23 protein-coding genes and 3 pseudogenes are annotated in these 23,567 nt (G+C 67.9%); 12 read left to right on the forward strand and 14 right to left on the reverse strand.

Annotation, left to right across the window (positions count from 1 at the left end; genetic code table 11):
* Positions 1 to 68 precede the first annotated feature (68 nt).
* A complete protein-coding gene (locus ACFTZB_RS13490; protein WP_378432170.1) occupies positions 69 to 464 on the forward strand; it encodes an SRPBCC family protein in 396 nt (131 codons plus the stop codon).
* Here the strand turns inward: ACFTZB_RS13490 and ACFTZB_RS13495 are convergent.
* From ACFTZB_RS13495 to ACFTZB_RS13510, 4 genes are all read right to left on the reverse strand, one after another.
* Positions 461 to 1,015 (reverse strand): DinB family protein, encoded by a 555-nt coding sequence (locus ACFTZB_RS13495; protein WP_378432172.1) that lies wholly within the window; start codon positions 1,013 to 1,015, stop codon positions 461 to 463. The two genes, ACFTZB_RS13490 and ACFTZB_RS13495, sit on opposite strands and share 4 nt — an antisense overlap.
* 243 nt (positions 1,016 to 1,258) lie before the next feature.
* Complete coding sequence (locus ACFTZB_RS13500) at positions 1,259 to 2,401, reverse strand: RNA-guided endonuclease InsQ/TnpB family protein (RefSeq protein WP_378432174.1); 1,143 nt, start codon at positions 2,399 to 2,401, stop codon at positions 1,259 to 1,261.
* 402 nt (positions 2,402 to 2,803) lie between these two features.
* Complete coding sequence (locus tag ACFTZB_RS13505) at positions 2,804 to 2,947, reverse strand: hypothetical protein (protein WP_378432176.1); 144 nt, start codon at positions 2,945 to 2,947, stop codon at positions 2,804 to 2,806.
* 1 nt (position 2,948) lies between these two features.
* Positions 2,949 to 3,365 (reverse strand): VOC family protein, encoded by a 417-nt coding sequence (locus tag ACFTZB_RS13510; protein ID WP_378432178.1) that lies wholly within the window; start codon positions 3,363 to 3,365, stop codon positions 2,949 to 2,951.
* 89 nt (positions 3,366 to 3,454) lie between these two features.
* Here ACFTZB_RS13510 and ACFTZB_RS13515 point away from each other — a divergent pair.
* Positions 3,455 to 4,419 (forward strand): annotated as a pseudogene (locus ACFTZB_RS13515) (helix-turn-helix transcriptional regulator).
* On the opposite strand, the gene ACFTZB_RS13520 reads toward ACFTZB_RS13515, so the two are convergent.
* Genes ACFTZB_RS13520 through ACFTZB_RS13530 form a run of 3 tightly spaced genes read right to left on the reverse strand, consistent with a single transcriptional unit; the run spans position 4,404 to position 6,651 of the window.
* Entirely contained in the window at positions 4,404 to 4,700 is a 297-nt protein-coding gene (locus tag ACFTZB_RS13520; RefSeq protein WP_072937944.1) for an MTH1187 family thiamine-binding protein, read from the reverse strand. The pseudogene ACFTZB_RS13515 and the gene ACFTZB_RS13520 sit on opposite strands and share 16 nt — an antisense overlap.
* A gap of 53 nt (positions 4,701 to 4,753) precedes the next feature.
* A complete protein-coding gene (locus ACFTZB_RS13525; RefSeq protein ID WP_378432181.1) occupies positions 4,754 to 5,962 on the reverse strand; it encodes a hemerythrin domain-containing protein in 1,209 nt (402 codons plus the stop codon).
* A gap of 29 nt (positions 5,963 to 5,991) precedes the next feature.
* Entirely contained in the window at positions 5,992 to 6,651 is a 660-nt protein-coding gene (locus tag ACFTZB_RS13530) for a TetR/AcrR family transcriptional regulator (RefSeq protein WP_378432184.1), read from the reverse strand.
* A gap of 180 nt (positions 6,652 to 6,831) precedes the next feature.
* Between ACFTZB_RS13530 and ACFTZB_RS13535 the strand changes: the two genes are divergently transcribed.
* Together ACFTZB_RS13535 and ACFTZB_RS13540 are read left to right on the forward strand one after the other, a co-directional pair.
* Positions 6,832 to 7,881, forward strand: a complete 1,050-nt coding sequence (locus ACFTZB_RS13535; RefSeq protein WP_378432186.1) for an FAD-dependent oxidoreductase — start codon at positions 6,832 to 6,834, stop codon at positions 7,879 to 7,881.
* Positions 7,882 to 8,165: 284 nt separating this feature from the next.
* On the forward strand, positions 8,166 to 9,584 hold the full coding sequence (locus tag ACFTZB_RS13540) for a wax ester/triacylglycerol synthase family O-acyltransferase (protein ID WP_378432188.1): 1,419 nt from the start codon (positions 8,166 to 8,168) through the stop codon (positions 9,582 to 9,584).
* A 97-nt stretch (positions 9,585 to 9,681) separates the two neighbouring features.
* Here the strand turns inward: ACFTZB_RS13540 and dapA are convergent, their stop codons facing one another.
* Complete coding sequence (gene dapA / locus ACFTZB_RS13545) at positions 9,682 to 10,587, reverse strand: 4-hydroxy-tetrahydrodipicolinate synthase (protein ID WP_378432190.1); 906 nt, start codon at positions 10,585 to 10,587, stop codon at positions 9,682 to 9,684.
* A gap of 324 nt (positions 10,588 to 10,911) precedes the next feature.
* On the opposite strand from dapA, the gene ACFTZB_RS13550 reads away from it, so the two are divergent.
* Positions 10,912 to 12,255 carry an NAD-dependent succinate-semialdehyde dehydrogenase gene (locus ACFTZB_RS13550; RefSeq protein WP_378432192.1) on the forward strand — a complete coding sequence of 448 codons (1,344 nt, stop codon included), beginning with the start codon at positions 10,912 to 10,914 and terminating at the stop codon, positions 12,253 to 12,255.
* Between the two features lie 72 nt (positions 12,256 to 12,327).
* A pseudogene (locus tag ACFTZB_RS13555) lies at positions 12,328 to 12,921 on the forward strand (class I SAM-dependent methyltransferase); the annotation flags it as partial.
* A gap of 153 nt (positions 12,922 to 13,074) precedes the next feature.
* On the opposite strand, the gene ACFTZB_RS13560 reads toward ACFTZB_RS13555, so the two are convergent.
* Together ACFTZB_RS13560 and ACFTZB_RS13565 are read right to left on the reverse strand one after the other, a co-directional pair.
* Complete coding sequence (locus ACFTZB_RS13560; protein WP_378432212.1) at positions 13,075 to 13,281, reverse strand: hypothetical protein; 207 nt, start codon at positions 13,279 to 13,281, stop codon at positions 13,075 to 13,077.
* Between the two features lie 83 nt (positions 13,282 to 13,364).
* A complete protein-coding gene (locus ACFTZB_RS13565; RefSeq protein WP_378432194.1) occupies positions 13,365 to 15,578 on the reverse strand; it encodes a serine/threonine-protein kinase in 2,214 nt (737 codons plus the stop codon).
* 308 nt (positions 15,579 to 15,886) lie between these two features.
* Between ACFTZB_RS13565 and ACFTZB_RS13570 the strand changes: the two genes are divergently transcribed.
* Positions 15,887 to 17,242, forward strand: coding sequence for an MCE family protein (locus ACFTZB_RS13570; RefSeq protein ID WP_378432196.1), 1,356 nt, complete (start codon positions 15,887 to 15,889; stop codon positions 17,240 to 17,242).
* Positions 17,243 to 17,284: 42 nt separating this feature from the next.
* Here the strand turns inward: ACFTZB_RS13570 and ACFTZB_RS13575 are convergent, their stop codons facing one another.
* From ACFTZB_RS13575 to ACFTZB_RS13585, 3 genes are all read right to left on the reverse strand, one after another.
* Complete coding sequence (locus ACFTZB_RS13575) at positions 17,285 to 17,908, reverse strand: maleylpyruvate isomerase family mycothiol-dependent enzyme (RefSeq protein WP_378432198.1); 624 nt, start codon at positions 17,906 to 17,908, stop codon at positions 17,285 to 17,287.
* A gap of 157 nt (positions 17,909 to 18,065) precedes the next feature.
* On the reverse strand, positions 18,066 to 18,221 hold the full coding sequence (locus tag ACFTZB_RS13580; RefSeq protein WP_378432200.1) for a hypothetical protein: 156 nt from the start codon (positions 18,219 to 18,221) through the stop codon (positions 18,066 to 18,068).
* Positions 18,222 to 18,298: 77 nt separating this feature from the next.
* Entirely contained in the window at positions 18,299 to 19,579 is a 1,281-nt protein-coding gene (locus ACFTZB_RS13585) for an MFS transporter (RefSeq protein ID WP_378432202.1), read from the reverse strand.
* Positions 19,580 to 19,590: 11 nt separating this feature from the next.
* On the opposite strand from ACFTZB_RS13585, the gene ACFTZB_RS13590 reads away from it, so the two are divergent.
* Positions 19,591 to 20,529, forward strand: a complete 939-nt coding sequence (locus ACFTZB_RS13590; protein ID WP_378432204.1) for a LysR family transcriptional regulator — start codon at positions 19,591 to 19,593, stop codon at positions 20,527 to 20,529.
* Positions 20,530 to 20,551: 22 nt separating this feature from the next.
* A pseudogene (locus ACFTZB_RS13595) lies at positions 20,552 to 20,674 on the forward strand (2-phosphosulfolactate phosphatase); the annotation flags it as partial.
* 13 nt (positions 20,675 to 20,687) lie between these two features.
* On the opposite strand, the gene ACFTZB_RS13600 reads toward ACFTZB_RS13595, so the two are convergent.
* Positions 20,688 to 21,653 carry an NAD(P)-dependent alcohol dehydrogenase gene (locus ACFTZB_RS13600; protein ID WP_378432206.1) on the reverse strand — a complete coding sequence of 322 codons (966 nt, stop codon included), beginning with the start codon at positions 21,651 to 21,653 and terminating at the stop codon, positions 20,688 to 20,690.
* Between the two features lie 234 nt (positions 21,654 to 21,887).
* Here ACFTZB_RS13600 and ACFTZB_RS13605 point away from each other — a divergent pair, with 234 nt between their 5' ends.
* From ACFTZB_RS13605 to ACFTZB_RS13615, 3 genes are all read left to right on the forward strand, one after another.
* On the forward strand, positions 21,888 to 22,532 hold the full coding sequence (locus ACFTZB_RS13605; protein ID WP_378432208.1) for an LUD domain-containing protein: 645 nt from the start codon (positions 21,888 to 21,890) through the stop codon (positions 22,530 to 22,532).
* Positions 22,533 to 22,615: 83 nt separating this feature from the next.
* A complete protein-coding gene (locus ACFTZB_RS13610; RefSeq protein WP_378432210.1) occupies positions 22,616 to 23,044 on the forward strand; it encodes a SixA phosphatase family protein in 429 nt (142 codons plus the stop codon).
* A gap of 58 nt (positions 23,045 to 23,102) precedes the next feature.
* A complete protein-coding gene (locus tag ACFTZB_RS13615) occupies positions 23,103 to 23,540 on the forward strand; it encodes a protein-tyrosine phosphatase family protein (protein ID WP_378432211.1) in 438 nt (145 codons plus the stop codon).
* The last annotated feature ends 27 nt before the right edge of the window (positions 23,541 to 23,567 follow it).

The raw sequence follows: 23,567 nt of genomic DNA on the forward strand, positions 1-23,567 counted from the left end.
CAGTTCACCCGTTGTTCACGTCCACCCCCTCCCCGTCGGCCGGGGCCGAAAACGGGTACTCCTACCCCGTGCCGCATTCCTTCTCAGCTGATTCCGACGCCTCGGTGGACGCCGTGTGGGCGCTCGTCGCTCAGCCGGCGCGCTGGCCCGAGTGGGCGCCGCACGTGCGCGGCGCGTGGGGTCTCGGTTCCCCCGAGATCGAGTCCGGCAGGTGCGGCGCGGCCCGATTGCTCTGGATCGTGCCCGTTCCCGTATCCATCTCGGCCACGACACCCGGCCGCTCCTGGACCTGGCAGGTGGGGCCGATGACGCTCGATCACCTCGTCGAGCCCCGCGGCCACGGTTCGCGGATCACGATGACGATGTCCGCGCCCGGGCCGCTCGATGCGGTGCTCGGCGTCACCTACGGCCCGGTCGTGCGGATCCTCGTCCGCCGGCTCGCCCGGGTCGCGGGCGCACGCTAGGCCTGCCGTCGCAGGTACAGGTCGCGCAGCAGCGCCACTTCGGCACCGTGGTGGATGACCTCGCGATTGATGTGCAACACCAGCGCCGCCATCGGGTAGTCCGCGAACGGTCCCTCGCTGGGCCCGCACGGCTCGGCGAGGCCGCTGGTTCCGAGACCCCGCACGCCGTCGCACCAGGCGTCGTACTGCTCGTCGAGTTGGGTGAGCGCCCGCGCAGCGGTGCCGGCGTAGTCGAACGTCTCGTAGTCCATGGGCGGGCCGCCGAAGTGACTGCCGATCCGCATGCCCAAGACACCGACGATGATGTGCCCGAGCCGCCAGGCGATGGTCGTGATCGGCGGCGGGTCCGGCGCGGGAAAGGCGAAGTCGATGGTGAACTCGCCGCTGCCGGCCTGAACGGGAGCCTGCGAGTGGCCTCTCGGGCGCACACTCCAGCAGTCCGGGGCAGGCTCCCAGAAGTACTCCTCATCGGTCAGCCCCGTCAGCCGTGGGCGCAATTGATGGTCCCAGTGCCAGCTGAGCTGATCGGCGAGTTCGTGCGGCCAGTCCATTCGATTCTCCCCTCTCCGGTCGCCGGAATGATCTGCTACTGCACACCGTCCCCGATCCGGACACCCGGATGGTTGGCCCGCAGATTCATCGCAGCCAGCGTGACCGTCCGTTCGATCCGCCGCTTCCTCGTGTCCGGCTTCTTGGCTGACGCTTTGACTTCCTCTCGGCCGTGAACGACCGAGATTCCCCTCGGGACTCGCGCCCCGAGGTTCCTGTTTCACAGACAGTCGCCTCCCCACACTTTAGGTGCGGGGTGGTCTCACACCGTCTCCGCAGGCTGCCACCGTCAGTCCGACGGCCAAAATGTTCCTCGCCGCATTCACATCCCGATCATGGACCGCGCCGCATCGGCACGCCCACTCCCGCACATTCAGCGGCATCGCCCCGGCGATCTCCCCGCACACCGAGCAGGTCTTCGACGACGGACAGAACCGGTCGACCGCCACCACCCGCCGCCCGTACCAGTCGGCCTTGTACTCGAGCATCGACCGGAACTCGGACCAGCCCGCATCCGAGATCGCCCGAGACAACGACCGATTCTTGACCATGTTCCGCACACTCAGATCCTCGATGGCGATCACTTGGTTTTCGCGCACCAGTCGAGTAGAGAGTGTGTGCAGATAATCGCGGCGCCGATCGGCGATCCGGCCACGAATCTTCGCGACCTTCAGTCGGGCCTTGGCCCGGTTACGGGACCCTTTCTCCTTCCTGGCCAGCGTCCGCTGCGCCTTCGCCAACCGCACACGGTCCGTGCGCTCGTGGCGCGGGTTGGCGATCTTCTCCCCCGTCGAGAGCGTGTACAGGCTCGTGATCCCGGCGTCGAGCCCGACCACCCGATCGACCGGCTCGAGCTCGGGAATCACGTCTTCGACGAGGATCGAGATGTGATATTGCCCGCGAGCGTTACGCGACACCGTCACCTGCGACGGCACGGCCCCCTCCGGCAGCGGCCTCGACCACCGAATGTCCAGGGGTTCGGACTGCTTGGCCAACCGGAGCTGCCCGCCCCGGTAGGTGAAGCAGTTCGAGAAGTAGGTCGCCGAATCCTTCGACCGGCCCTTACTCTTGAACTGCGGGTAGCGGGACTGCTTGCGCCAGAACCTCTCGAACGCGCCCTGCAATTGCCGCAGCGATTCCTGCAACGGCCCCTTCGACGGCTCCGCCAACCACGCGGTCTCGGGGTCCCGTTTCCATCCGGTGAGCATCTTCGAGGTGTCCGCGTACGTGATCCGCCGCTGCTCCTGCGACCAGGCCCGCGTCCGCTCGGCCAACGCCCGGTTGTAGACATACCGGGTGCACCCGAACGTTCGAGCGAGCTGTTCCGCCTGCACCGCAGTCGGATAGAAACGGTACTTGAACGCCCGCTTCACCACCCTCCCCGCCATGACCCAGACACTAGCCCCAGGGTCCGACAAATCCAGATCGGCTATCCCGGACCTGAAGGACCGGGATTGCGCGGAAGACTCCAGGATCAACCGTGTCGAAGACGGCGGAAACTTCTCGAAGTTCGCGTGTGCAACCTCGTTTCGCGCGAACGCTGCCCTCAGATCGCCGGGAACCACCGAGCTGTCGTCCTGTGTCGCGTTCTCCCAGGTCCCCGCGGACTTGGCCAGTTCGATGGCCGCGTGATCCGCCTCGGTCATCAGTCCCTGCTCGATCATGCTCGCCGCGCGCTGCCGGTTGGCCCGGCTCCAGGAACTGCGCGCGGTGCGGGGTGTGAAGCGCAGTCGCGAGCTGTCGGCGTCATGTGAGCGGTGCAGGCCGTCGATCCATCCGAAGCACAGCGCCTACTCGATCGCCTCGGGATAGCGGACACTCGGCGTCCCGCTGCCCTTGTGCTGGATGATCAACCAGGCCTCCTTCTCGGACCGGCAATTCTCCGAAAGCCATGCACGCCACTGTGCGGTCGTGCGAGCGACGACGGTGTTCATGTCACATCCCTGCCTTCGACGCGAGAATGTCCAGGTAGTGCTGGTTGAACATGACGCCGAGAATGTTCCCGAACGGATCGGCCACGGACGCGGTGACGAATCCGGGCCCGTGTTCGACCGGCTTCCCGTGCAGGGTGGCGCCCAGGGACAGCAGCCGCTCGACACCCGCCTTCAGATCGTCGACGTGCCAGTAGGTCATCGTGTTCTCGGCGTCGCGCGACCGGTCCGGTCCGGCGAATCGGCTGTCGATGATGCCGAGTTCGTGCTGGTAGTCGCCGATCCGGAACTCGACGTAGGCGGGCGACCCCGCCACCGAGCGCACGAAATACGGCTCGACTCCGAGCAGTTCGGTGTACCAGGCCTGGGCGGCCGTCAGGTCGTCGGCATAGAAGCTGACGGTGGTGAGTCCTCGCAACATCGGTGGATCCCTTCCTCGGTCGGTGACAAGATCCATCCTCCGACTCAAAGTGCTCACCAATTGAGCACTTTCCGAGGGACACTGTGGACATGCGCGCTGACCGACTCGTCGCCACCCTCCTGCTGATGCAGTCCCGGGGGCGGGTGACCGCCGCCGAAGTGGCCGACGAACTCGAGGTGTCCGTCGCCACCGCGCGGCGCGACCTCGAGGCGCTGTCCGCCGCAGGTATCCCCGTGTATCCGCAGTCCGGCCGCGGCGGCGGATGGTCGCTCCTCGGCGGCGCTCGCACCGACCTCAGCGGACTGTCCGCAACCGAAGCGCAGGCGCTGTTCCTGCTGGTCGGCCCGGCCGCCGCCGTCTCGGGTGAGGCCAAGGCGGCGCTGCGCAAACTCGTGCGGGCGCTGCCACAGACCTTCCGGGCCGACGCCGAGGCCGCCGCCACTGCCACCCTGATCGATCCCACCCGGTGGGGCGAGCGCGACCGCCGCAGACCCGAGATGGTCGACCTGCTGCAGGCCGCCGTCGTCCGGCGCCGGAAAGTGCGCCTGACCTACACGAACAACGCCCGGCAGCGGTCCGAACGACTCGTCGACCCGTGGGGTCTCGTCGACAAGGACGACATCTGGTATCTGCTCGCCGGCACCGAACGGGGGCAGCGAACGTTCCGCGTCGACCGGATCGTCGACGCCGTATCGACGGAGCAACCCGCCGAGCGCCCCGACGACTTCCCCTCACAGCGGCGTGGGACGACGTGGTCGGCGAGGTGGAGCAGCGGCGTTCCACGACGTGGGCGACCGTGCTCATCGACGCCAGGTTCGTGCCGATACTGCGTGACCACTTCGGGCGGCACTGCCACGCCGACGGTGAGAGCGACGACGGTCGCGCCCGCGTCCGTCTCGCCGCACCGACCCCGTTGGACATCGCCCGAAACCTCGCCGGCTGGGGCTCGACGGCCTGGGTGCTCGAACCCAGGGCGGTCCGCGCCGAACTCGCCCGGATCGGCACGGAACTCGCCCACCAGTACTCCGGCGAGAACGGTCACTCGGCCAGGTAACGCTCCACGGTCTCGACCTTCGCCCGAAGCTGACCGCTGCGCGCCGGCCGGATATCCGCCTTCAGCACCAGACTGACCCGCGGAAACTGTTCCAGCAGAACGTCCGTCGCGCGCTTCACGACGGCCATCACCTCGTCCCACTCACCCTCGACGGTGGTGAACATCGACGTGGTCTCGTTGGGCAGCCCGGATTCGCGGACAACACGCACGGCCGCGGCGACCGCGGCACCGACACTGTCGGAGTCCCCGCCCATCGGGCTGACGCTGAATGCCACCAGCATGCGCTCTCCTTGCCGTGGGGATCGATGACCACCATTGAATCACCTCGTCCGAATCACGTCCTCCGCTCCCGCTGGACCGTTCGGGGCAGGGCCGCTGTAGCCGTGCCGGCGTGCGCCTGCCGCCGCAGCGCCTCCAGGTTCTGCCGCATCTGCGGCCGCATGTCGCGGTGCTGCGGCTGGACGTGCGAGTAGAGCGAGAGCAGCGGGCGGTACGGCATTACGTCGATCCGGTACGAGTGCGTCACCCGGGTGCCGTCGCCGTCCGCCCTGAACGTGTACGACCACGTGGTCGAGTCGTGGTACAGCGGGTTTCGCCGATCCGAGACCGTGTGGAATGCGAATCTCCTGCCCGGATCGGCGGTGGTCACCTCGCATACCCGGGACCATCGCATGTGATGTGCGCGGTTGTGCCCCCGGAATCGGGCGCCCACGGTCCCCGGCGACCGTCCCGGCAGCCACACGCACCTGCGGCACTCCGGGCTGCGTTCGCCGATGCGGGTGACGTCGGCGACCGCGTCGTACAGTTGCCGTGCCGGCACGTCGATCCACAGTTCCGCCGAGCCCTCGGTGCGGGCGGGCCGCTGGTGCCGCGGTCTCACGTCGAGGTCGGCGCCCCACCGGGCGGCGCAGGCCCGCCGATACGGTCGTGCGAACGTGTGGAGCAGCACGAACCGGGTGACGGGACCGACCTTGCGAACGGTGACGTCGTAGTCGTCCCGATCGACACCGTCGACAATCCAGTGAGCTTCGATCCCCAGCTCCCGCTTGGTCTTCGAGTCGATGAACACCTGCTGTTCCACGTCGTCCCACTGACGAGGGGTCAGAGTTCGGGCGACGACCGGCATCATCTCGTCCTCCTCACGCCGTAGATGCGGCAGCAGAACCTGCTCGAGAGCAGTGATGGAATTCGAAAGCTGCACGCGAGCAACAGAATTCACACGATACTCGGTTGCGGCAGCGGCGACCCGCTCCATCTCGGGACCGATTCGCGCGTGGTCGGCGTCCATCGCGTCGAGCAGCGGCCCGGCGTCCGGGTTCAACTCGCGAACCAGCGGCCACAGCCCACGGTCCTCGCCGCTGTGGTGCAAGTGCAGGAAATGCATCATCCACACGAGATGATCGGCGAGGGCGACCCGCTGGGTCTGTGCGGGCGGAGGTGCCGTGCGCAGCACGCCCGAGGCGCGCGCGATATCGCGGCGCAGCGCGTTGTGGACGACGCGCATGATGCGGGTGTCGGCGGAGGGCCGAGTGTCGGTAGTCATGACCTACTCCAGACGAGAACGCCGGTGGATCACACCGGGCGGCCGAGGATTTCTTCGATGCGGTCGATCAACCACGACTCGTAACGGACACGGCTCCACCCGCATTCGTCCACGAGCAGGGCGTAGACCTGGTCGTGGGTCTGGACCCACAGTTCGTCGACCTGACCGGGATCGGCGTGACGGCCCATGATCAGGTCTGCGACGTCGGCGACCGAGCGCCTGCGCTGCCCCTCCAGGTCGGCGGCCACCGCTGCGAGCGTGGCATCCGCCGTCGCACCCTGGCGGATGGCCACGGCGAGGCGGTAGATGCGCTCGTTGATCGTGGCGATCATGCGCGCACCCGACTCGATGCGGTCACTGGGCGTGCGCCCCGTTCGGATCGCGGTGTAGACGGGCCGGTCGGCCAACGGCACCTGCGCGTCGTCTCCGACGATGGCAACCTCCAGTGCCGACTTCAGCAGGTCGGCCTTGGATCCGAATGTCGCGTAGACGGTTTCGACGGAGACCTCCGCGGTCCGCGCGACATCCCGCACTCCGGTGCCGACCCAGCCGCGCTCGGCGAACAACCGGGTGGCGGTCTCGAGTACGACCGCCCGCGTCTGCGCTGCCTGCATGCGGCGCAGCGGAGATCGGTACCGGCGGCTCCCGGATCCGCCCGGCACCGCCGAGTCGTGCTCGACCGTCGCCATACCCCAGCTTAGAACGCACAAGTTTTCAATACAACCCTGTTCAAGCGATTTCGGCGACGCACCCGTCCGCGCCCGGACGCAGTCGAGGAGCACCCCTTCCAGGCACACTGTGGCCGGTCGGAGAACCGCGACCAGGCGTAGTGCCGGCGACCGCGTCCGCATTCGAGAAACGGAGGGTCCATGCCCGAGATCACCATCGTCGGAGCCGGCATCTGCGGGCTGACACTCGCGATCGCCGCCGTCGGCCACGGGCACCGGGTGACCGTGTACGAGCGGCGCGAACCCGAACCCGCGGGCGAGGACGGCGCGTACCTCACGGTGTCCGGTCAGGCACTCGCGGACCTTGACACCCTCGACGTCGGCGTCACACTCCGCGCCACGGGGGTCCCGGTCCACACGATCTCGATGACGACCGACGGCCGGAGTCGACGCGCACCCCTGACACCTGTCGACGGGATCGGCCACCACCATTTCTGGCGTCGCGATCTCATCGGCGCACTGCGCCGGCGGTGCCGGGAACTCGGCGCCACCATCATCCACGGCGCGACAGCCACCGCGGTGGACACCTCCCCCGACGATGCGCGACTGCACCTGGCCGACGGCCGGATCGTCACCTCGGACGTGCTCGTCGGGTGCGACGGAATATCCTCGATCGTGCGCGGAGAGATCATCGCCGGCCCCACCCGACCCGTCTACGACGACCAGGTGGTGTTGTACGGCCACCACGCACGCATCCCCGGCCACGCACACCCCGGACCCGGGGAGCTGTCGTTCTTCCGCCACGCAGAACACACCTTCGGCATCCTCGACGGCGGCGACACGGGGATCTTCTGGTTCGCGCGGCTGACCCGCCCGGAGCTCCCGCCGGCCGGTGTCGGCCTGCACTCGTCGCAGGACTGGGCACGCGAGCTGACCGCAGCCTTCCCGACCCCGGCCCCGGACGTCCGCCGCCATCTCGCGCCGACCCCGACGATCTTCGCCTGCAATGCCGAACGCGTACCCGACCTCTCCTCGTGGGGTGATCGACGGGCCGTGATCATCGGCGACGCCGCCCACGGCATGTCACCAGCGGCAGGCCAGGGCGCCTCCCTCGCCATCGCCGACGCCCTCGGCATCGCGGCCGTCCTCGACCCGCGAACCCCCGGATCGGAGTTCTCCTCCGCGATCGACCGGCGCCGCACCGCGACCGACGATGCCCGCAACACGCCCGCCCGCCGGCCGCAGGACTGAAGTCGGCCGGACGAATTCGAGGGACGCCGGTCAGTGACGGCATCGCCTCGCCGCCACCACACCCGGGCCGACCCCGCCGGCGTGCCCGACTTGTCCTATCCGGGACTTTCGGCCTCGCGCGGTTGTCTACGCGTCCTGTACAACTGAATAAAGGACACCGGATTGTGATATGAACCACACCTGACCGTTATCTTACGACTCGATTACCTAGAGCTGTACGAGGGCCCCGGGAATCCCGCAGTGGCAGTGCGGGCGTGCGGGCGGGGCCGGAAGGGATGCCTCGCATGCTGCTGCCGATGTCGCCGACCGATTCGCTGTTCCTCCTCGGCGAGTCGCGAAAACATCCGATGCATGTGGGCGGCCTGGCAGTGTTCACCCCACCCGAGGGATCGTCCGCGGCCGGCATGGGGGACATGTTCGAGACGGCTGTCACCTCCGACGAGGTGGCACCGCTCTTCCGCAAGCAGGCCCGTCGATCGGTGACCACCCTGGGACAGTGGGGTTGGGACACCGCGACCGACGTCGACGTCGACTATCACGTGCATCGCCTCGCCCTCCCCCAACCGGGCGGGATGCCCGAACTGATGACACTGGTGGCACGACTGCACGGCACCGCACTCGATCGCAGCCGACCGCTGTGGGAGATGCATCTGATCGAAGGCCTCGCCGACGACCGCTACGCGGTGTACACCAAGATCCACCACGCCCTCGCCGACGGCGCATCGGCGATGAATCTGTTGCGCTGCAGCATGAGTGAGGACCCCACCCGCACCGGCATGCCCGCCCCCTGGCAACCCGCCGCACCCGTGCCGGCGACCGACACTGCGCTGCCGGAACATGCGACGATGCCGCCCAACCGGCGTAACCTACCCGGTCAGGTCCTGCGCGGCGTCCGCGACGCGTCGAGCGAGGTGGCCGGCCTGGCACCGGCTCTGGCCGGCACCATCGAACGCGCCCTCCGAGCCAAGGGCGGCCCGCTGTCCATGCAGGCACCGCACACGATGTTCAACGTCGCGATCGGGGGTGCCCGCCACTTCGCCGCCCGCACCTGGCCGCTCGAACGGATTCGGCTGCTCGCCAAACACGCCGACGCCACCGTCAACGACATCATCCTGGCGATGTCCGCAGGAGCACTGCGCGGCTACCTGCACGACCTCGGTGCGCTGCCGGCCGATCCGCTGATCGCGATGGTCCCGGTGTCCCTGCGCCCCAACACCTCCGGCACCGATGCGGACTTCTCGAGCGGGAACCGGATCGGGGTCCTGATGTGCAACCTCGCCACCCACCTGCCCGACCCGGCCCACCGCCTCGACACCGTGCGCACCTGTATGCGCGAAGGCAAGGACGCCCTCCGCGCGATGAGTCCCGCCCAAGTGCTGGCGATGAGCGCCGTCGGCGCCACCCCCCTCGGTATCGAAATGCTCCTCGGCCGGCGAGGACCGCAGCGGCCGCCGTTCAACCTGGTGATCTCCAACGTCGCCGGACCCGACACCCCGCTGTACTGGAACGGCGCCCGCCTCGACTCCCTCTACCCCCTGTCGATCCCGGTCACCGGACAAGCCCTGAACATCACCTGCACCAGCAGCGACGACCAACTCGTGTTCGGGTTGACCGGCTGCAGGCGCACCATCCCGAACCTGCACCACATGCTCGACCACCTCGACACCGAACTCGACACTCTCGAACACGTCGTCGGCCTGTGACTCCACGTACGCCACCGCTGTTCGCGGCCGACTACATCGATCACGCCATTCGGGCGGTAAGGTCCCGTCGACAGATCCGAGTGCACCTTCGGCCCGGTCAGCGCAGCAACTGGGAAGCCGACAACCCCGTCCGGAGCGCTTCGTACTCGTCGTCGTCGAGAGCAAGGAGCGGGGACCTCACGGTTCTGTTCTGCAGGACAGCGAGCAACTGCAGCGCCCCTTTGACCGTCGTCGCACCGTAATTGGGGACACCCATGACCGCACGCAGAGCCGGCTGCAGGCGGGCATTGATCTTCCGCGCGGTTTCGACGTCCCCGGAGAAGAAGGCCTCGATCATGGCACGGATCTCGTCGCCCGCCACGTGACCGAGAACAGAGACGACCCCGCATGCCCCGTATGCGAGGAAACCCAAGGTGAGGCTGTCGTCTCCCGAGTAGACCGCGTACCCCAATTCGCGCAGCATGATCGCTTGGGTGGGGTCTCCGGCTGCATCTTTCACCGCGACCACGGACGGCCAGTCCGCCATTGCCTCGAATGTCGAGGGTGCCAGCTTGGTGCCGGCCCGGCCGGGAATGTCGTAGAGCATGACAGGGGCATCGACGGCATCCGCTACGCAGCGAAAGTGGTGCAGTATCCCGCCTTGACTCGGTTTGTTGTAGTACGGCGTTACCAGCAGCAGCCCGTCGGCACCCTGCGCGACGGCCTGGCGCGCCAATTCCAGCGTGTGGCGGGTGTCGTTCGTGCCCACTCCGGCAATGATCTGGGCGCGGTCGCCTACCGCGTCCTTGACCGCGCGCAGTATCCGACCGTCCTCGGCGGTGGTAGTCGTGGCCGCCTCACCGGTTGTGCCGGAGACGACGAGTCCGTCGTGTCCGTGGTCCACCAGGTGCAGGGCGATCCGAGCAGTCGCCTCCTCATCGATGTCGCCCTCCACCGTGAACGCCGTAGCCATCGCGGTCAGTACGCGTCCGAACGGGGCGACAGGCGCTGACGAGAGTGTCATTGCCCCAGTCTATGCGCCATCAATCGCCGACAGCGTTGACCGAACCGGTTATTCGCTGAAGGGACGCTCGCGACGCTGCCGCACCGTCATACCCTGGATCCCGGCACCTGGCGAACCGATGCGTGCGCCACGGCGCCGAATCCTTCTTCCGTTCGATCGTCGACAGGAAGTGGGACGCGTCCTCGATGGCGATCGGCCCCTCGGTGGGCGTGGGGTCGACACGATCGGGGCATCGAGGCGTTCTGGAGTGGTGCCGTGACTACCCACCGCAGCACGTCGTCGCGCGCAATACTGGGGTATCCGACCCTTCCGAGGAGACGCGACATGAGCTTGTACGCAGTAGTGGATCCGGCCACCGGGCAGACGGTGCGCGAATACCCGACCGCCACCGACGAGGAGGTGCAGGCGGCGTTGTCCGCGGCGGAGAAGGCGCACCGTGAGTGGTCGCGGCGCTCGACGATTCCCGAGCGCGCTGCGCTGCTCACGAGAGTGGCCGAGTTGCACACCGAACGCCGCGACGAGCTGGCCACGATCATCCAGCGGGAGATGGGCAAGCCACTCGATCAGTCGCTGGGGGAAGTGGACTTCAGCGCCGCGATCTACCGGTACTACGCCGACAACGCCGAGAAGTTCCTCGCCGACGAGCCCATCGACCTGGTCGAAGGCTCCGGCAGCGCGCTGATCCGGCGACGCTCGATCGGTGTGCTGATCGGCATCATGCCGTGGAACTACCCCTACTATCAGGTGGCCCGGTTCGCGGGTCCGAATCTGGCGCTGGGCAACACGATCGTGCTCAAACATGCACCGCAGTGCCCCGAGTCGGCGGCGGCGCTGCACCAGATCTTCAGCGACGCCGGATATCCGGAGGGCGCCTACGCCAACGTCTACGCCACCAACGAGCAGATCGCCGACGCGATCGCCGACCCGCGGGTCCAGGGTGTGTCGCTGACCGGGTCCGAGCGTGCGGGTGCGGCGGTCGCCGAGATCGCCGGACGCAACCTCAAGAAGGTGGTGCTGGAACTCGGCGGTTCCGATCCGTTCATCGTGCTCAGTTCCGACGACCTCGACGCCACCGTCAAGGCGGCAGTGGAAGGTCGTTTCGAGAACACCGGGCAGGCCTGCAACGCCGCGAAGCGATTCATCATCGCCGAGGACCTGTACGACGATTTCGTCGGAAAATTCACTGCGGAGGTGCTCGCATCTGCAGAGGGACTCGCGCCGCTGTCGTCGGTCGCCGCCGCCGACCGGCTGTCCGAGCAGGTGCAGCAGGCGATCGCCGAGGGAGCCACCATTGCGTCCGAGGGTGAACGGCAGGGAGCCTTCTTCCCACCCGCTGTGCTGACGAATGTGTCACCGGATTCGCGCACGTACCGGGAGGAACTGTTCGGGCCGGTGGCGACCGTCTACAAGGCAGGCTCCGAGGCCGAGGCCGTCGAACTGGCCAACGACACACCGTTCGGTCTCGGTTCCTACGTCTTCACCACCGACCCCGATCAGGCCGACCGCGTAGCCGACTCGCTGGACGCGGGCATGGTGTTCGTCAATGCCGTTGGCGCCGAAGGAGTCGAGCTGCCGTTCGGCGGCGTCAAACGCTCCGGTTTCGGTCGCGAACTCGGCAAATACGGGATCGACGAATTCGTGAACAAGAAACTCATCCGAGTCAGCTGAACCATCGACACCCGAGTTTCGACACCCCGCCGTGCAGCGGCAGGACCACGCCGGGACCCGGCGGCCAGTCCGATGCGCCATGATCGGATCGTGGCGACATTCAACGACTACGACAGGTACGCGTCGGCGTACGACGCCGACATCGAGGACAACGTGTACAACACGTTGTACGAGCGACCTGCGACGTTGGCGCTGGTCGGCGACGTCGCCGGGCGGAGGGTGCTGGATGCGGGCTGCGGCAGCGGTGTGCTGTCGCAGGCGCTCGTCGCCGCGGGCGCCACGGTCACCGGCGTCGATGTCAGCACGAACCTGCTCGCGATCGCCCGAAACCGCCTGGGACCCGACGTCCCGTTGATCCAGGCAGATCTCGAGCAGCAGTTGCCCATCCCGTCGTCGACGTTCGACGTCGTCGTGGCGTCGCTGGTGATGCACTACCTCCACGATTGGTCGGGACCGTTGTCCGAGTTTCGACGGGTACTCGCGCCGGGCGGGTGCGTCGTGATCTCGACGCATCACCCGTTCGTGGACTTCAGACCGTCCGGCCAGGACGACTACCTCGGAACGTTCGAGTTCACCGAGGAATGGGTGAAGTCCGGTGAGACCTTCCCCATGAGATTCTGGCACCGACCGTTGCACGCCATGTTCGACGCGTTCACCGCGGCGGGGTTCACCGTCGAACGTGTCTCGGAGCCGCGCCCGGGTGCCGCCGTGCGCGATCGCTCCCCGGAACTCTTCGAGCAGCTCAGCCGGGAGGCCCCGTTCATCTTCTTCACCCTGCGCAGCGGCGACCGCCATCCCACGCAGGCAGGCGAAACACCGTCAGGGAAGATGCATCAGCTTGCCGGCGAGGGTGAACAGTCGCCGGGCGAGCTTCATGACGGGCAGGCCCAGGGGAATCAGGAGGATCGTCACGCACAGGATCCCGCCGACGAGCCACACCACGGCCGCGACGATCCCCAGCACCGTGCCGAGTACGGCCGTGAGGATTCCCAGCACCACATCGAGCAGGCCCCGTAACAATCGCATGATGACCTCCTGGTTCCAGTCTGCGCGCATGCGGACCTGATCGCACCCGTCGACCGTGGCCCGCATCGGAATTCTCGGTTGAGTCAGACCACCCGCTCCAGTGCACGGACGTCGGCGTCCAGTTTCCTGTACAGCCAGTACACGGCGACGAACGCGAGCCCCGACGCCGCGCACAACCCCAGGACCGAATCGCGCACCAGTGGTAGTTCCTCGGGTTCGAGGGTGCTGAATCCGGCCAGTACACCGACGAGCGGCACCGACGCCGTCACCGCCAGATACACCGTCGTTCTTCGGCGCAGCCCGCCGAGAACGTCGGCGTCGTGCGCTGTCGTGCGGCCGTGTCGCAGATAGATGGGATAGACGCAGCGGACGACGTAGAACGTCGACAGGAAGAACGTGTACGCAACGGAGATGGTGCCTGCCACCAGGACTGTCGTCGCCGCATGGACCATCAGCCGCGACGACAGCTCGGTGAACCAGCGAAGAAACATCACCCCCGCCACGGATGCGCAGACCGCGAATACGAAAGTGTTGAGCGCACACAGATCGCCCCAGAACAGGGTTCGCGACCGCACCCGTGCCAGGTCGGCCTCGTCGTAGCGTCTGCCCTTACGCAGGCCGCGGGGAACCGCGAGCAGATCGCGGGACATGTAGGCGTAGATGAGGACGGCCAGCGGCCAGGCGATGAGGTTGAAGACGACGGTGCTCGTGTAGAGCTTCGAGTACGTGGCGTCGGACAGTCGCTCGTTGAGAAGTTCCTGCATGTGCACGGCCAGGTAGATCGTCGCCAGTCCGATGCCGACGAGCGACGACGACCACAGGATGGGGGTGGGTGATCGCGACAGTCGTGCCCGCCAACTGTCCGGGGGCGGATAGACCAGGTCCCGGGACCTCTTCTCGAGGCACAAGTCGAACTGCTGGGCCAATTCCGAGCCACTCGGGTAGCGGTCTTCGCGATCGGGCGACAAGCATTTCAGGAGTACCCGGCGCAGGGCCATGGGGCAGTCCGGCGGAAGCTCCGACAGGAACTGCGCGGCCACGGGCCTGCGGCGCAATGCGAGCATGCGGGCCAGCGACGTCTCCGACTCACCGGCCGTCGTTTCGTCCGCGAACGGTCGACGTCCGGTGAGCAACTCCCACAGCATGACCGCGAGCGCGTAGACGTCGCTCCGGGTGTCGAGGTCGGCGGCGGTGGTCGGTGAGCCCGGGTGGCAGGCTTCGAGCTGTTCGGGCGACATATAGGCCAGTGAGCCACCGAAATACGCCAGCGGGCTGGTGCCCTTGATGCGCTGGCTGGAGCTGACGTTGAAGTCGGCCAGCTTCGGGATCCCCTCGGCGCTCAGCAGTACGTTCGCCGGTTTGATGTCTCGATGCAGCACCCCGCGCTCGGAGGCGTGCCGAAGCGCGTCGGCGAGCCGGCGGCCCAGCCAGGCGACGGTCTCCGGCCACGTCAAGGAGGCGATCCGTGTTCGAACAGCGGATTCGGTGGGCCGCACCTCGCCCTTGGCGGCGAGGACCCCGTCGACGGCATCGAGCAGCAGTTGCCCGCTCCGGTGTTCCGTCGGCGTCGAGCGCAGTAGATGCACCACGTCGAGCAGCGTTCCCCCAGGTAGATACTGCATGTACAGCAACTTCAACTCACCGTCGGCGATCAGTCGCTGGTCGTAGATGCGCACGATGTAGTCGTGATCCAGCTGGGCGAGGGTCTGCGGCTCGATGCCGTGGTTGTGGGAAATCTTGACCGCGACGAGTCGTTGCATCGATTGTTGCCGCGCGAGATACACCTGGGCGAAGGCGCCGGACCCGATCCTCATCAGCAGGTCGAAGTCGTCGACACGGTCGCCGACGTCGATGTTGCCGAGAACAACTTGTGCCCGCGGTCGAGCGATCATCGTGCTGCAGTAGTCGTCCGTGAACTCTTCGGGTCGCCGGCCGCCCGCCATGGTGGCAGCCTCGGCCGCCATGGTGGCCGCATCGGCGTCGGGTGTACCGCGGCGCCGAGCGTGAAATTCCTCGTAGACCAGTTCTGCGGGAAGCGGTCCGTCCTGCAGCTCCGCGAATTCCGCTCGGTACTCGGTCAGTCGTTTGGGGAAGTCGTAGCGAAGCCAGCGGTACTCGAGGTCGATCTTGATCAGTTCGATCAGTGTCGACCGCCGTTCTGCCGGTTCGCGGGGAAGGAAGACCGACAGGTCAGGCGGGGACCCGGACCCCCACGCGTCCGAAAAGCGTGCCACGACCGTGGCGAGCGCTGTGCGGGTCCGTTCTGCTGATTCGACCAGGTCGGTCGGCTCGTACATCGGTAACTCGGAGTGCAGCCCCGGCCGATCACACGGCGGCTACGCCCGGTGCGGCGACGGGTCGTTGGTGCCCCACATTGTGTCCTTCCGCCGAATCTCCCCGCTCAAGGGTATCGCTCCGATACCAGCGCACGGGCGGCAAAACGGTGGGAGGGCACCGCCGAGGCCGAGGTTGACTGCGAATTTGTCGGCGCTCGAGCCGATGCGGCACCGCACCCGCCCCGTGCGGGGCACGATGGACCCGGAGGTTGGCGCACGCCGACGCGGTCGCGGCGACCACCACCGACGGCGATCGTGAAGGTGGTCGAATGAGCGACACGGCATCCGTCGTGGGCCGACGGGTACTGGGGTTGGTGTTCTTCGTCGTCCTCGCACTGTTCCTGGCAATCTCGTTCGCACTGTTCGACAAGACGTTCACCGAGGTCGTCGAGATCGACCTCGTCACCGACAGCGCCGGAAACTCACTGGCACCGGACGCGGACGTGAAGGTGCGGGGTCTCATCGTCGGCGAGGTGCGGTCGGCGTCGTCCCAGGAGGGCGAGGTCACGCTCGCTCTCGCGATCCAGCCGGACAAGGCACCGCTGATCCCGTCCAACGCGACCGCGCGGCTGCTGCCCAAGACGCTGTTCGGTGAACGCTATGTGTCGCTGATCGTTCCGGAGGGCGACACGGCTCCGCCGATCCAGGCCGGTGACACGCTGCGCCAGGACAAGAGCGGCAACGCCGTCGAGGTCGGCGAGGTTCTGGACGGCCTGCTGCCGCTCCTGCAGGCGATCCCGCCGCAGGACCTGGCGAACACACTGGGCGCGCTGTCGCAGGGGCTGAGCGGCCGCGGCGCCGAACTCGGCCCCACCCTCGACCGGCTGGAGGAGATCTTCGGGGGACTGAACACCGAACTTCCCGCCATCCAGGAGGATCTGCGCGGTCTGGCCGACTTCTCGCAGACGTACTCCGAGGCGGCGCCCGACCTGGTCAACGCCCTCGACAGCCTGCGGACCACCGGAAACACCGTGGTGGAGAAGCAGGGTCAGATTTCCACACTGCTCGCGACGGTCACCGGGACGAGTGCGTCCACCGCGGACCTTCTGCAGGCGAATGCCCGGAGCATCGTGACGATTGCCGCCGATTCGCGTGAGGCACTGCAGCTCCTCGGCCGCTACTCGCCGAGCTTCGGGTGCACGTTGGCGGCGTTCGTGCGGGCGGCGCCGATCGCCCTCGAGTTGCTCGCGTTGGACGATCCATATCCCGGCGGGCGGGGCACCGTGCAGTTCGTCAATCCGAAAGGCCGCTACGTGCCCAACCAGGACGAGCCGCGCCTGCTCGACAACCGCGGACCGGCTTGCTACGACGACGTCACCGCACCGGGCGGGAACTTCCCGCAGTACCCGGGCGGATCGTTCAACGACGGGGCCTACCAGGTTCCCACGCGGAACCCCGGACCGTCGGCCATCGAATACTTTCCGGCGCCTGCCGGTGTCCCCGACCAGGTCCCGGGGTACGGCTCCCAGGTCACGCCCGCGAGCTATGCGGGTTCGACGATGGAACAGGACACCCTGGACGTCGTCTACGGCGAGGCCGGGGGCATGGCACCGGAAGACGTGCCGAGTTGGACGACACTCGTCGGCGCGCCGACGCTGAGGGGAACCGAGGTGAGCTTCGAATGACGACGCACCAGGGCCGTGGCCACCGGCCCGAACGGGACGATCTCAGAGCGCCACCGCCAGCGTGCCGACTCCCGGTCCGTCGAGGTCGTGCAGCGCCACCCTCCGGCCGGAGACGGCCAGAAGGAGGGACAGGGCGGTGCCGCGCACGTCCGGACCGTCGCCGATCGAGATGTCGGCGTCCGCGGCCGTCAGCCGCACACGGGCAACGAGTTCCTTGGCGCCGCCGAAAGACGCCGGCGTGCGCGTCTGCAGGCGGAGCGATCGGACGACGGCCTCCGGCGGGTAGGAACGGGTGAGGCCGAGCGGTCGACGGATGTCCTCACCGTGGACGACCTCCTCGACGAGCCTGCTGTCGAGGGGAGCGGGGGGTGTCGACGTGCGCAACGCCACCCGGCGAAGCCGCTCCAGCGTCTCCTGGGGCGAGGCGCCGCGTTCGCGTTCCACGCCGCGAGCGTTCAGGCGGTCGAAGTCGAACCGCGCCCGGGCGAGGCCGACCACGAAACCGAGGCGTGTGGTCCGGGCCGTGTCGACCAGGTGAGCGACCACGTCGTGGACGGTCCACTCCCCGCAGAGCGACGGCTCCTTCCACCGCTCGGCGTCGAGATCGACGAGGTCGTCGATCAGCGCGGCACGCTCCGCATGCACCATCGACCAGACATCGTCCACGGCTCTCTCCTTCACTCGGCCACATCGTCTGCCGGGTAGGACTCCCGGATCCGCGGAAAATCATCGGTGCGGTCGCACAGATCGCGAACAGACGCGCTGTCCACCTCTCGATCGACGTACCCGACATCGGTTGGCCACCCGATGTTCACGTGTCCGGTCAGGACCGGCGGTCGTCACAGATGTCGGTTCGCCCGTCGAAGGCGCACGCACACAGCGGGTTCGGTTCCGCTCCCCCGAACAGTGCGACGGCCAATCCCAGGACACCGATGCCGCCGGACAGCACGGCACCGAGTAGGAATACGTCAGTCATCATGCGCCCTCCCCCTAGTCTCTCGTCCCCATTACAACAGGTCTGCCCTCGGACGATGGCCCCGGGCGTACGTGAGTGAGTCAGCGCGGCGGATTCGTCTTCGGGAGAAGCGCGAGGACGAGGGCCAGGGTCGTCAGGACCAGGACGAGCGCGGCCACTCCGGCCCAGTGTCCGCTCGCCCAGGCGATACCTCCGACCCAGCCGAAGAGGCTGGATCCGGCGTAGTAGGAGACGTTGTACAGCGCCGTCGCCTGTGCGCGACCCGTAATCGCGTGGGCGCCGACCATGCCGGATGCGACGGCGTGGCCGACGAACAGTCCGGCGGTCACGGCGGCCAGGCCGAGCAGGATCAGGATCAGCGACCCGTCGAGGCTCAGCACCGTCCCACCCGCCATGGACGTGCAGGCCAGCACGAGCACGGTTCGGTGGCCGAAGCGGCCCACCAGCCGGCCGGCGGCGCGGGAGCCCACCGTGCCCGCCAGGTACGCGAGGAAGATCAGCGACACCACCGTCGGCGCGAGCTGGTAGGGGGCGGCCTCGAGCCGGAAGGGCAGATAGTTGAACACCGCGACCATGCCGCCGACGAGCAGCGCACCGATGCCGAACAGTGCCAGCAGCCGGACGTCCCGCAGATGAACGGCGAGACCGCCACCGGACGGGACGGAGGGGCGCCGCCCCTGCCCTGGGGGTAACACCACCATCAGGACCGCCATCAGAATCGCCAGGACCACACCGAGAATCGCCAGCGCCGGACGCCACCCGAGGTGATCGGCCACCGGGACGACCAGAAGCCGGCCACCCAGCCCACCCAGAGATGTTGCAGCGACGTAGGAACCGGCCAGCACCGCGGTCCGCGCCGGGGCGGCGACCTCGTGGAGCAGCGTCATCGCCAGCGCGGGCAGCCCACCGAGTGCGACGCCCTGTACGAAACGTCCCGCCACCAGGGCCTCGAACGTGGGAAGCCAGGGGACGGCCACGGCGAGAAGCCCGGCAGTTGCCGCCGCATACCGCATCGCGGTGGGGCGTCCGACTCGATCCGAGAACCGGGCCCACGGCAGCACCGACAGCGCCAGCCCGAGGGTGGCCGCCGAGACCAGGAGCGAAGCCTGTGCGGCGCTGACGGACGCGTCCTGCCCGATCTGCGTGAGGAGCCCTTGCGGCGCATACATCAACGCGAACGTCGCCAGGCCCGCACACCACAGGGCCGCCGAGAGTCTCCGGTCCCGACCCGGCTCCTGCGGTACGACTCGCGAGGCGACCGGCTCGTCGGTGTCCTTCTCGGTGAAATGCGTGGCGGACATGCAGTCGACGGTAGGACGACGCAACCGATGAATCCAATGCACTTTCAGCACACGGCTCATACAGTTGAGTCATGAATAGCGAGACGGTCAAGGCGCTGCTGCCGCACCTTCCCGTCCTCGTCGCCCTCGGCGAGGTCGAACACGTGACCGTTGCCGCCGCGATGCTCGGAATGCCCCAGCCCACGGTCAGCCGGATTGTCCGCCGGCTGGAGAAGCAACTCGGCACACCACTCCTGGAACCGGCCGGGCGCGGCGTCCGGTTGACGGATGCAGGCCGGACACTGGTGCCGTACGCGCAACGCGCACTCGAGGCAGTGGTGGACGGCCTCGACGCCGTCCGGACCCAGGATCGCAGGACGCGGGCAACCGTTCGCATCGCCTTTCAGACTTCGCTCGGCGAGCACCTCGTGCCCGAGTTGATTCGGATCGTCCGCGCAGAGGATCCGGCGATCCGTTTCGTCCTCAGCCAGGGCGCACGGCGCACGTGCCTGAACACCCTCGTCAACGGACAGGCCGACATCGCCCTCGTCTCTCGTCTCGACCCACCACCGGACGGACTGACGGTCACGCCGCTGTTCGAACAGCCACTCGTCGTCCTGGTGCCCTCCGAGCACCCGCGGGCCGGGGCGACATCGACGACGATCCGTGACCTCGCATCCGAACCGATCATCACGCTCAAGCCGGGCTACGGCCTTCGCGGATCCGTCGACGACCTGTTCGCACGGGCCGGCGCCCTCCCCACGATCGCATTCGAAGGCGAGGACCTGCGGACCGTGTCCGGCCTGGTGGCCTCCGGCTTGGGCGTCGGCATCATGCCCGCCGCCGACACTCCCCCACCCGGCTGCGCGCAGATTCGCCTCGACGATCCCCGGGCGACCCGAGACATCGGCGCCGCGCTGCTGCCCGGCGTCCCGCGAACCGCGGTCACCACGGTGCTCACCGCCCTCGTCGCGCTCACTTCGACGGAGAACCGTCACGACGAGCAACCGAACCCGAGGGAGTCGACATGAATCGCGAACATCTCCACGGTCAACGCCGGCATCGGTGGTGTCGGTGATCGCCGCCGGTGAGAGGTGGCCGGGCGGCGAACTCCGACCGGCGGTCGAAGATTTGTGGGGAGCGCGCGCCGCGATGTGCGCGCCGATCGCAATCGGATCGGCGTGATCGGTCAACCGCTGACGGTGACGGTCACGTTGCCGACCTTGTGGCCCAGTTCGACGTACCGATGTGCATCGACGATCCGATCCATCGGGAAATTGCGGTCGACGACGACGCGGAACCGCTCGGATTCGATCAGTTCCTTCACGTAGGCGAGGGCCTTCTTCTTCTCGACCGACATCCCCGGCCGCACGGTTCGTCCGCCGCGCAGCGCAGTCCACGCACCGAGCGGCCAGTTGATCAGGCCGGTCGTGGGGAGGTAACAGCCGCGCGGGGTGAGCGCCCGTCGGCATCGCGCGAACGAGGTCGCGGTGACGGTGTCGAAGATGACGTCGTACGTCTCGTGACGGACGGTGAAGTCTTCCGTGCGGTAGTCGACGACGTGATCGGCGCCCAGGTCCGTGACCAGATCGGCGTTACGGGAGCCGCACACGGCGGTCACCTCGGCACCGAGGTGTTTGGCCAGTTGCACAGCGGCGGTTCCGATGCTCCCGGAGGCGCCGATGACCACAACGTGCCGGCCGCTACGGACGTGTGCCTTGTCGCGAAGGAAGTAGAGCGCCGTCGAGGGGCCGTCGACCGCGGCGGCCGCCTCCGCGAAGCCGATGCCGGCGGGCTTCCGCTCGAGCGACGCGGACTCGGGCAAGCAGACGTATTCGGCACACGCACCCAGGTGAAATCCGGCGAATCCGAAAACCTGGTCGCCGGTGGCGAACCGGCGTACATCCGCGCCCGTCGCTTCGATCTCCCCGGAGAATTCGAGCCCGAGAATCCGCCGATTCTTCCGCGGCCGAGTGACGCCGAGGACGACACGTCCCCAACGGGGCGCCCCCCTGCGCATGAGGGTCTCGGCCCGCGTCACCGTCGTCGCGTGCACGCGCACCACAACCTCGTCCGGCTTCGGTGTCGGTCGCGCAACTTCACGGACACCGAGAACCTCCGGCGGTCCGAACTCGGTATACACGACTGCTTTCACCGGTCACTCCTGCTCCCGCGTGCTCATCCTGGATCGGTGCCGCGATCGATCTCATCATCGCGCATTCCGACGCCGAACGGACGAGCCGCCGGCTGATGACGCGGCGCTGCCGATCACATCGGCTGTTCGGCGACGGCTGCGCGATCGAGCGCGGGAGAATTGTGACCACTGTGCCGGCCGCAGAAGGGTGCGGGGTGCTCGCAGCCGCAAGCCGATATCGAGAGGATTCGCATCATGACCGAAAATCCCATTGTCGAACTCGCTGTGGACGAATCGTTCGCGGTGCCCGCAGACCCCGACCGAGTGGAGAGGGCAGCGGAAAGTCTGCGGCGCAACGGATTCACCGCGCACATCGCCGACACCATCGACGCCGCGCACACCCTCGTGACCGACCTGCTCCCGACCGACAAGACCATCTTCACCACGACCAGCGAGACACTCAGACACTCCGGCCTCGACGACACCATCAACTCGTCCGGAAGGTTTCGCAGCCTGCGCGCCGAGCAATCCGACTGGGACATGAGCGCACGCCACGACGACGTACGCGTCACCCGCTCGGCACCCGACGTCGTGATCGGGAGCGTGCACGCGGTCACCGAGGACGGAAGGCTCGTCACCGCGTCCGCGAGCGGCAGCCAACTCGCCCCTTACGCATCCGGTGCCGACCTGGCGGTGTGGGTGGTCGGAGCCCAGAAGGTGGTGCCCGACCTGGCGACCGCTCTGCGTCGCATCGAAACCTATTCCTATCCCAGGGAAGACGTGCGCGCCCAACATGTCTACGGAGTCCGCAGCACCATCTCGAAGATCCTGATCAACGGACGCGAACTGGTCCCGGGCCGCGGGACCGTCGTTCTCGTCCGTGAAGCCATCGGATACTGAGAGCACGCCAAGAGCGTCACACCTCGATGCCCCGGCGCCTATGCTGACCCGCACACGCACGCTCTCGTCGAGGGAGGCCCGGGATGTTCGTCCTGCTCCGGCACGCCCATGCGATAGGAAAGCAAGACTGGAGCGGGCCCGACGCCGACCGGCCCCTCAGCGCCCTCGGACGGGACCAGGCCGCCGGCCTCGTCGCCACGCTGACCGGAGTCGAGTTGCGCGTCCTGTACTGCAGCCCGACCACCCGGTGCCTCGACACCCTCGCCCCCTTGGCCGCCGGCTACCGCCTGCCCATCCACGAGCATCCGCTGCTCGCCCCGGACGCGGCTCCCGACGAACTGTGCGCCGCGCTGGACACCATCGACCTCGACGGCACGTTGTGGTGCACCCACGGTGAAGTCCTCACCGGGCTGGCCGCATGCACCCGCGCTGACGGAACGCGCACCTACCCCATCGGGCAGACCGCGAAAGGCGGAGCCTGGCTGCTGAACGCACATGCCCCACTGCGCTAAATCGGCCCCGTCCCGCCGCAGTAGAGCCACGGTGCAACTACCGCATAGGGTGACGACCATGATCGACACCTGGGATGCCGACGCTCCCGGAATCCTCCGCCTGCCGTCCGGGCGTCTCGTCCGCGGCCGGGGGCTGCGACGACCGCTCCCCGACGGCCCCCTGCCCGATTTCGCCGTGTACCTGCTGGGGCGCACGCCGCCGCCGGTGCAGTGGGACTCACGGTGGGTCCGGTGGCCGGATTTCGCACTGCCCCGGGACCGCCGCGACACCCTGGATGCGCTGGGCGAGGTGTGGCGCCGTGCCGCATCCGAGCGGGTGGAGGTGGCGTGCGGAGGCGGCCGCGGCCGGACGGGCACCGCCCTCGCCTGCATCGCCGTGCTCGACGGGGTGCCTGCGCGGGACGCCGTCGCGTACGTGCGGCAGCACTATCACCGGCACGCCGTCGAGACGCCGTGGCAGCGGCGGTATGTCGGACGGTTCACCGCCGCATCCTGACACCGCCGACCGGCACGACACGAGAAC

The sequence above is a fragment of the Rhodococcus sp. NPDC057014 genome (assembly GCF_042673295.1).
Lineage (GTDB): Bacteria > Actinomycetota > Actinomycetes > Mycobacteriales > Mycobacteriaceae > Rhodococcus_F.

Coding starts and splice junctions, on each gene's coding strand:
- ACFTZB_RS13495 (WP_378432172.1), bottom strand. CDS start 1,015: ATGGACTGGCCGCACGAACTCGCCGATCAGCTCAGCTGGCACTGGGAC.
- ACFTZB_RS13500 (WP_378432174.1), bottom strand. CDS start 2,401: ATGGCGGGGAGGGTGGTGAAGCGGGCGTTCAAGTACCGTTTCTATCCG.
- ACFTZB_RS13505 (WP_378432176.1), bottom strand. CDS start 2,947: ATGAACACCGTCGTCGCTCGCACGACCGCACAGTGGCGTGCATGGCTT.
- ACFTZB_RS13510 (WP_378432178.1), bottom strand. CDS start 3,365: ATGTTGCGAGGACTCACCACCGTCAGCTTCTATGCCGACGACCTGACG.
- ACFTZB_RS13520 (WP_072937944.1), bottom strand. CDS start 4,700: ATGCTGGTGGCATTCAGCGTCAGCCCGATGGGCGGGGACTCCGACAGT.
- ACFTZB_RS13525 (WP_378432181.1), bottom strand. CDS start 5,962: ATGACTACCGACACTCGGCCCTCCGCCGACACCCGCATCATGCGCGTC.
- ACFTZB_RS13530 (WP_378432184.1), bottom strand. CDS start 6,651: ATGGCGACGGTCGAGCACGACTCGGCGGTGCCGGGCGGATCCGGGAGC.
- ACFTZB_RS13535 (WP_378432186.1), top strand. CDS start 6,832: ATGCCCGAGATCACCATCGTCGGAGCCGGCATCTGCGGGCTGACACTC.
- ACFTZB_RS13540 (WP_378432188.1), top strand. CDS start 8,166: ATGCTGCTGCCGATGTCGCCGACCGATTCGCTGTTCCTCCTCGGCGAG.
- dapA (WP_378432190.1), bottom strand. CDS start 10,587: ATGACACTCTCGTCAGCGCCTGTCGCCCCGTTCGGACGCGTACTGACC.
- ACFTZB_RS13550 (WP_378432192.1), top strand. CDS start 10,912: ATGAGCTTGTACGCAGTAGTGGATCCGGCCACCGGGCAGACGGTGCGC.
- ACFTZB_RS13560 (WP_378432212.1), bottom strand. CDS start 13,281: ATGCGATTGTTACGGGGCCTGCTCGATGTGGTGCTGGGAATCCTCACG.
- ACFTZB_RS13565 (WP_378432194.1), bottom strand. CDS start 15,578: ATGTACGAGCCGACCGACCTGGTCGAATCAGCAGAACGGACCCGCACA.
- ACFTZB_RS13570 (WP_378432196.1), top strand. CDS start 15,887: ATGAGCGACACGGCATCCGTCGTGGGCCGACGGGTACTGGGGTTGGTG.
- ACFTZB_RS13580 (WP_378432200.1), bottom strand. CDS start 18,221: ATGATGACTGACGTATTCCTACTCGGTGCCGTGCTGTCCGGCGGCATC.
- ACFTZB_RS13585 (WP_378432202.1), bottom strand. CDS start 19,579: ATGAGCCGTGTGCTGAAAGTGCATTGGATTCATCGGTTGCGTCGTCCT.
- ACFTZB_RS13590 (WP_378432204.1), top strand. CDS start 19,591: ATGAATAGCGAGACGGTCAAGGCGCTGCTGCCGCACCTTCCCGTCCTC.
- ACFTZB_RS13605 (WP_378432208.1), top strand. CDS start 21,888: ATGACCGAAAATCCCATTGTCGAACTCGCTGTGGACGAATCGTTCGCG.
- ACFTZB_RS13610 (WP_378432210.1), top strand. CDS start 22,616: ATGTTCGTCCTGCTCCGGCACGCCCATGCGATAGGAAAGCAAGACTGG.
- ACFTZB_RS13615 (WP_378432211.1), top strand. CDS start 23,103: ATGATCGACACCTGGGATGCCGACGCTCCCGGAATCCTCCGCCTGCCG.